This window comes from Nostoc sp. (assembly GCF_036916975.1).
In the GTDB taxonomy this organism is placed as follows: domain Bacteria; phylum Cyanobacteriota; class Cyanobacteriia; order Cyanobacteriales; family Nostocaceae; genus Nostoc.
Map to the genome: position 1 here is coordinate 46,621 of NZ_JBALFF010000058.1, position 7,155 is coordinate 53,775.

A 7,155-nucleotide genomic window follows, 5' to 3' on the forward strand; every position below is an offset into this window, starting at 1 on the left:
TAAAAAATTACGAATTACGAATTACGAATTTTCCCAGGCTGGAGAATATAAACGCCTAGAATATCCATCGGTAGCTGGGGTTTAAGCTGAATCTGTCCTTCTTGGGTGATGGCTCTGACTCGCCGATGTGATTGGGAAAGAGAATGCGATCGCTCTTTAGCAAATAGTTCTAAATCAGATTCAATCTCTGTAATTTTGCTGAGTAAATCTTCAATTTCCGCCTGTTTGATACCTAGAGGCGCATCACCCACAGGGTTAGCTTGTTCCAGCAAAGATTTTGCATCCTCTGGTGTCAGCCAGATAGGATTAGATGGAAGGCCAGTAAATGCAACTACTGCACACTCCTCCGCCAGCAAACTTTGGTGTTTGGGACTGTTTAACAAATGCCGTAGCCGCAATAACATCAAAGTCGTGCGCTTAGTGACAGTATCCGTAGTAGTAAAACCACACCGCGCTGCTATGGGGTTTTGACTATTCGAGAGTGCATCTTCAATAATGTGACGCGCTAAACCTTCTACCAAAGGGTGATTCCGTCCGACATATTCCACCCCTTCTGGTGCAGGGGTTGTAAAGGTGAGCAAGCGCGGCTTATCCCCCAGTGCAGACTGGAGAAAATTAGGAATTGTGGATAGTAACCAACCCTGTTTTTTCTTACTTAACGAACAAGATAGGCGATTTGCTGCTGACAATACGAACCGTTGCACATCCTGTTCATTACCTAGAATTTGGTCAGATTCAATCAGTTCTTGCTCTACCTCCACAGGTTTGATTGACCGTTGAGCAAAGCGGGTACGGCTAGTTTTTTCTCGCTCTACAGCTTTGTCCCAATTTTTATGGACTTGTTCAACAGCAGATTCTTTTTCATCCAATAAATCCAGCAGAGACAATTGCACCGCATCATGAGCGCGGTCAAATAAAGATTTAAAAACAGCTTCTGATACTGTGTTGCTGTCCATTGGTACGGGTACAGTAATTCCCAAAGTCTTGTGAATCTGTACAGCCTTGCGAATTAGCACATCCAAAACTGCACCATCCACCGGATTATCTGAACCGTAAAGCAACAAAGTTTTAACTTGACTTGCAGTTTGACCATAGCGGTCAATACGCCCTTCCCGTTGCTCCAAACGATTGGGATTCCAGGGTAAATCGTAGTGAATCACCGCACTGAAATGTGATTGCAGGTTTACCCCTTCGCTTAAGCAGTCGGTAGCTACCAAAACTCTTTGGGGATATGACTTTAACTCTTGCAGACGTATTTCTCGTTCGTCTTCTGAAAGTTCCCCAGTAATCGCAATGACTCGAATTTGATTTCCCTTCTTTTCTAGTTTTTGCTTGAGAGTATCAGCAACATAATTTGCTGTAGCAATATAGCGACACCAGATAATCGGGTTAAAACCTTCTGAAAGCAGGGTTTGTATGGAAGCGATACATGATTGTAATTTTTGGTCTTTCTCAAAGAGTAACTTTTGGGCTGCTTGCACAAAAGCTCGGAGTTTAGGTTCGTAGTAGCGCTTTAGCGCCTCTTGATTCGGATGCGCTAAAGCGCTACTACGAACAGTCGGAGTTGCATCAACAGCTTGTTCCTGGTCTGTGGAGTCGTAAACGTAAGAACTCATTAAATCTTCGTCTAAATCAGCAACCATATCCTCACCCGATTTACTCACCTGACGGTTTAACGCTGCTACTGCGGCGGCGGGAGAAGACATCACACAACGAATCAACGCCAAAGCTGACCAATAACGTCCCCGGCGCTGGGCATAACTCATATCCTGTGTCGTAGTTTTTACTAGCCCACGAGCAAAGCTGTAGATATCATCAAATAATTGCTTATATTCCTTTGATAACTTGTAAGGCTTTTCTTCTGAATCTCTTTCAGGAAAAGGCGTTTCATTCCCCAACCACTGTTTAACATCTGCCCGCCGACGCTGAATAAAATGGCTTGCCAGTTTGTCTCGTTGTTTCTCTGTTAGGCGATCGAGGGTTAATTGCTCAAACTCCGGCTGGAGTAATCCTAGTAGTGATAAAAACGACTCTTCAATGCCACTATGAGGAGTAGCCGAAAGTAATAATAAGTGGCGATTATTTTTCTCGGCAATCTGCTGAATTAATTGGTGGCGTTGCTGCTGTAATGTACTCTTGCTGCTGGGACGGGTACAAGTATGCGCCTCATCCACAATTACAAAATCAGGACAGTGTGTAATAAAACTTGCACGACGGCGTTCTGCCTTAGCATAGTCTAGGCTAACAATCAGGTGTCGATAGTAACTAAATATATGAGAACCATTAGCGATCGCTCTCTCCAATTTAGAAGCCGTTCCAGAACGCACGACCACAGCATCAATATGAAACTTTTCGCGTAATTCTTGCTGCCACTGGTCGCATAAATGAGGCGGACAAAGTACAGCTATCCGCTTTACTTCACCCCGGTCTAAAAGTTCACGAGCAATTAGTCCAGCTTCAATGGTTTTGCCAATTCCCACATCGTCGGCAATTAGCAGTCGCACTACCTCTAATCGCAAGGCCATCAATAAAGGAACTAACTGATAAGGACGAGGACGCAATGATAATCGTCCCAAACATCGAAATGGCCCCGCTCCACTTCGCAGCAAATGACGTGCTGCATCCATCAGTAGCATTGCTGCTGTATGGTCTTTAATACTGATAGTGTTTGGTAAGGGAAAGGTTGCTGGTTGCAGAGTTTCTATCCCCAACTCCTGAAGCTTCTAATAAATTCCCGCAATTTCCTCTTCGTTCCCTGAGAGAGGACGCAAGCGAATAACATCTTCATTTTCGGCAGGTAATACAACCCACTGCCGATTGCGACAACTGACTATAGAGCCTGGTGTGGGGTTTAACGTTTCCGTCATCGTTTCTCTGTATTTAAAAGTAGGCAGCAGAGAATAGGCAGTAAGGATTGATTTCTTACTACCTGCCCTCTCTAAAGTGCCAATAGATATTATTTGTAATGTTTAATCGGTAACTAAGTTACCTCGTAAAATTACGATTAATATATAAAGTTCAGTACATATCTTTGATAATGCAATTTAAGACAAACTACCTCAGCAACATTACGGAAAATTAAGGTGGGTTGTATCCAAGGTAGTTTTCCAAAAACTAAATTTTTATTGCTGGGTTTCTTGGGAGCAAATTCGATTTACACAAGTAAAAGGCGATCGCTTTCCACAATCCTGCTACTTTTCATCAGTAGCGGACTCTTTCTTTTTTAACCAATCTCTAATCGCCTCCTCCAAAGCCGCAGTCTGGGTCAATTCCAGACGCGCACAGGCAATTTCAAAAGCGATTTTTAAGTCTTTTGGGAGTCTACCCCGAACTTCTCTAGTTTCTTCTGCCAACTAATTTGCGAAAAACGACACTAATTTGCAAATTGCGACATTTAATTTGCAAATGTAGATTAAAGCGGGCGATGGGACTCGAACCCACGACGTTCACCATGGGAAGGTGACATTCTACCACTGAATTACACCCGCGAATTGCTGCCATAATTTTAGGACTAAAATCAATAATAACACTATTTACATCTGTTTGAAATTGACTAGAATATGCACTGTTTTAGCAACTGCTGATGCATTAGTCCTGTGGCTGTTAAAATTGGAAAATATTTTTAGCCGATGACAGCACTGAATACCATAATTTAACTAAAGAACAATGTCTTCACCTCGCTCAGTGAACCGAACCTCTTTAATATTCCATTGGGCATTACTTGTTAGGGTTTTGCGGAGGCTGCCAAACAGAGCAAACTGTTCACAACTAGAAAGAGAAGCAATTTGTCGCTTTGAATCAGGGGATATTCGCAAATCAATTGTAGCAATGCCATTTTTAATGTTGACACGATACCCAGACAAACTAAAGTCGCTTGTATCTCGTTTTTCTAAAATTTTACCCACTACATTTGTCACTGATGCCTCATCTGGTACTGAAACCTTTTCTGGAATAAGTTCTTGACATTGGGTATCACTTGTATATAGCGTGACGTTGCTAGTTCTACTAGTGGCAGCTTTAGGAGTTGATGAGGAAGGCGTATTTTCCTTAAGAAATTCTTGATTAGGAGATTTTTCTCTTAATTGAGCTACGCTAGGAATTTGGCTGGGAGTCTGAAATGATGCCCTATTCGTCGGTGTTGTGGTAGCGGATGGCCTTTTACTGTCAATATTAGGAGCGGTGGGGTTAGAACTACAACTGCTGAGGCTGACAGCAATTGTCACAAAAATAAGGGGTAAAAAATATCTGTTGGTTGTGCTCATAATTTTGCTCACAAGTGATGTTGCTGCTATCAACTTCAGTGTAGCTGGTATCAATTCCACATATATTTGTTAATACTGAGCCAGTTTCTAAAGTGTCAACCCGAAATCTGTTAAATTAGAGCGTTATACTATACACACGAAATTACAACATCTGCTGTTCAAGCACCCATGTTTAACGACAAGCCAGCGTCTACGCCAATCTCAAAAAGCTTGACCAGAAGAAACAGAGGTGCAGGAAACAAAAGTATACTGATCCTTGGTTAAATTAATGTAGTGTATTTATCTAAAAATAGCTGTAAGAAAGAAAATTACTAGTTTTCACTACTTTTCTGCTTGGTCAACTGCTGTACTAATAATTGCACTCCCAAAGCCAACAAACCAATTGCTACTATACCAAATATCCCGCTTCCTAAAGCAACTACACCAACAACCAGAGTCCTAACAGCAGAAGAAATCTTAATTACCAATGGATTAATTGAATGGAGAGGTTTAGTAGCAAAATTTGTAGCGATCGCAATCATCAGCGAATACATTGCATATCCCATTCCTCCAGAAATAACCGCCCCAGTTAAACAGCGTAAAGGAGTCGCACTCGCCTGTATTTTAGTATCCGTTTGTGGCGTTAAATTTTGATCACTCATACGATTTTGGATTTTAGATTTTGGATTGGGCTATTAGGAATAATTCTTGTCTATCCCCTATGCTTCATTAACAAAAAAAATTATTTAAACAGACGATGCCACTTTAATACCATGTGTGATTGTCCGAGTTACAAACAATTCTAAGTCCTCATCAAGAATTACTTCTCTTACTTGCAGCTTAACTTGTTGTGCCTGCTGTTGAGACTCAAAAAGAGCAAATACTGTTGGGCCAGAGCCAGACATCATTGTTCCTAAAACGCCTTCTTGATTTGCAAACATTTCTCGCAGTTGCAAGACTTGGGGATATGCTGGCAATACCACACGCTCTAAATCATTGTGCAGTTTTTGGGCAATTTCTCCTGCATCTTTATCCACAACAGCTTTTACTATTCCTCCTGAATGAACTGCATTAGCACGCGCTGCCAAGTTGTCGCCATCTCTAATATAAGAATCACCAAACTGCTCTCGATAGTTTTTATATGCCCAAGGCGTGGAAACTTCCAGACTGCGGTATTTTGCCAACACTATATAAATATTATCTAAACTCGGCAGGGGAGAAAGTTGATCGCCTCTACCTGTTGCGATCGCAGTTCCACCCGCTACACAAAACGGGACATCTGAACCAAGTGTACCTCCCAACTCCTCTAATTCGGACTGAGTTAATCCCAACTTCCACAGTAAATCTATCCCCACCAACACAGCAGCTGCATTCGTTGAACCCCCAGCCAACCCAGCAGCGACAGGAATCTGCTTGTTGACGGTAATTTCCACGCCTCCATATTTAGCAAAAGCTTCAGGAAATTGCTTCATCATTAATTCTGCTGCGCGGTATGCCAGATTACTTTTATCTGTCGGTACTTGTGGGTGGTTGCAGTGAACACGGATGCTGTCAGTGCTGATAGAACGCACATTAACTTGGTCTGCAAGACCAATACTTTGAAGTATCATGGCTAACTCGTGATACCCATCGGAGCGATTACCAATGATTTCCAGATACAAGTTAACTTTAGCAGGGGCAATTAGACTGTAGGAATACATTTTCTGGGAATGGGGAATGGGGGATGGGGAATGAGGAATGGGAAATGGGAAATGGGAAATTGCCTTGTCTCCACTCCCTACTCCCTACTCAGCACTCCCAACTCATTTGCTAAAATTACCCATTGCTGAACGCCGAGGTCTTCGGCTCTAGCTTGGGGATTTATTTTTAATTGTTCCAGTAAGTGGGTCAGGCGATCGCGTTCTATAACAGATTGCAAATTATTTCGTAACATTTTGCGCTTGGCACTAAACCCCAATTTTAATAAATTCTCTAACTGTCGGGGATTAAGCGCTGGTATTTCTATTTTTCGGGGACGCAATCGTACCACAGCTGAATCAACTTTTGGCGGTGGGTGGAATGCGGCCGCTGGAACTGTGCAGATTAACTCACAATCAGCCAAATACTGTACCCGCACGCTCAACGCCCCAAAGGTTTTTGATCCTGGTTTAGCATATAACCTTTCTGCGACTTCTTTTTGTACTAACAACACTATAGAGTCAAATGGTTCGGGGTTGGGGTTAGCGATCGTACCCAGCAGTTTCTCAATGATTGGGCCAGTAATGTTGTAGGGAATATTGGCTACTACCTTATTTGGCTTTTGGAAATTGGGAAAGGCTGCCAGATAAGATGGTAAATCTAGAGTAAGAAAATCGCCTTGCAGCAGTAAAAAACTTTCAGTCTTACCAAGCTGCTTTGACAACAATTGGCATAAGTCGCGGTCTATTTCAACTGCAACCAGAGATTGCACTAAGGGTAATAAACGACGAGTCAGAATACCGGTTCCCGGCCCAATTTCCAGGATGCGATCGCTCCCCCAAAGGCGATCGCTTTCTATACACTCTGCTGCTTTAATAATTGCGTCGAGCGCCTTTTCACTTTTGAGCCAATGTTGAGCAAAGACCTTACGCGGTCGGATCATCTGTATTTATTGCCTAGTCTAGTTTTTAGCTTTTTCTCAAAAATTCATTATAAATTTTGAAGTCCCTTTACAGCGCTAGACTTACTGTACACGCCTATCTTTTCTTCCAAAGGCTCCGCGAACGTAGCAGTGGCGATCGCGTAAATTTCCATACAAGCGTCACCTGTAGGATAAAAGTCGCAATTTTTCCCAAACTAAATTCATGATAAACAAAAACCTCCGAGCTGTGATGTGAGCTTGGAGGTATTGTTTGAATTAAAAATCCTGGCATCGAGCTATTTTTGCGTAGGGCTA

At 42.4% G+C, this 7,155-nt stretch carries 7 protein-coding genes and 1 tRNA gene; all 8 read right to left on the reverse strand.

Annotated elements, in window-relative coordinates; all coding sequences use genetic code 11:
• Nucleotides 1-14: 14 nt before the first annotated feature.
• Nucleotides 15-2,711, reverse strand: coding sequence for a helicase-related protein (locus tag V7K73_RS14075; protein WP_334880893.1), 2,697 nt, complete (start codon nt 2,709-2,711; stop codon nt 15-17).
• Nucleotides 2,712-2,723: 12 nt separating this feature from the next.
• Nucleotides 2,724-2,867: a hypothetical protein gene (locus tag V7K73_RS14080; RefSeq protein ID WP_334880895.1), complete on the reverse strand. Its 144-nt coding sequence runs from the start codon at nt 2,865-2,867 to the stop codon at nt 2,724-2,726.
• Between the two features lie 324 nt (nt 2,868-3,191).
• Nucleotides 3,192-3,353 (reverse strand): hypothetical protein, encoded by a 162-nt coding sequence (locus tag V7K73_RS14085; protein WP_190894696.1) that lies wholly within the window; start codon nt 3,351-3,353, stop codon nt 3,192-3,194.
• A 63-nt stretch (nt 3,354-3,416) separates the two neighbouring features.
• Nucleotides 3,417-3,488, reverse strand: a tRNA-Gly gene (locus tag V7K73_RS14090).
• A gap of 168 nt (nt 3,489-3,656) precedes the next feature.
• The gene (locus V7K73_RS14095) at nt 3,657-4,262 is read right to left on the reverse strand and encodes a sporulation/spore germination protein (protein ID WP_334880897.1); all 606 of its coding nucleotides are present in this window, start codon (nt 4,260-4,262) and stop codon (nt 3,657-3,659) included.
• A 311-nt stretch (nt 4,263-4,573) separates the two neighbouring features.
• Complete coding sequence (locus V7K73_RS14100; protein WP_334880899.1) at nt 4,574-4,903, reverse strand: DUF3082 domain-containing protein; 330 nt, start codon at nt 4,901-4,903, stop codon at nt 4,574-4,576.
• Between the two features lie 84 nt (nt 4,904-4,987).
• On the reverse strand, nt 4,988-5,941 hold the full coding sequence (ispE, locus tag V7K73_RS14105; protein WP_334880901.1) for a 4-(cytidine 5'-diphospho)-2-C-methyl-D-erythritol kinase: 954 nt from the start codon (nt 5,939-5,941) through the stop codon (nt 4,988-4,990).
• Between the two features lie 77 nt (nt 5,942-6,018).
• Nucleotides 6,019-6,861, reverse strand: coding sequence for a 16S rRNA (adenine(1518)-N(6)/adenine(1519)-N(6))-dimethyltransferase RsmA (gene rsmA / locus V7K73_RS14110; protein WP_334880902.1), 843 nt, complete (start codon nt 6,859-6,861; stop codon nt 6,019-6,021).
• Nucleotides 6,862-7,155: the final 294 nt, after the last annotated feature.

Bases quoted from the DNA above. Each gene is read 5' to 3' on its own strand.
- V7K73_RS14080 (WP_334880895.1), bottom strand. From the start codon at position 2,867: ATGACGGAAACGTTAAACCCCACACCAGGCTCTATAGTCAGTTGTCGC.
- V7K73_RS14095 (WP_334880897.1), bottom strand. From the start codon at position 4,262: ATGAGCACAACCAACAGATATTTTTTACCCCTTATTTTTGTGACAATT.
- V7K73_RS14100 (WP_334880899.1), bottom strand. From the start codon at position 4,903: ATGAGTGATCAAAATTTAACGCCACAAACGGATACTAAAATACAGGCG.
- ispE (WP_334880901.1), bottom strand. From the start codon at position 5,941: ATGTATTCCTACAGTCTAATTGCCCCTGCTAAAGTTAACTTGTATCTG.
- rsmA (WP_334880902.1), bottom strand. From the start codon at position 6,861: ATGATCCGACCGCGTAAGGTCTTTGCTCAACATTGGCTCAAAAGTGAA.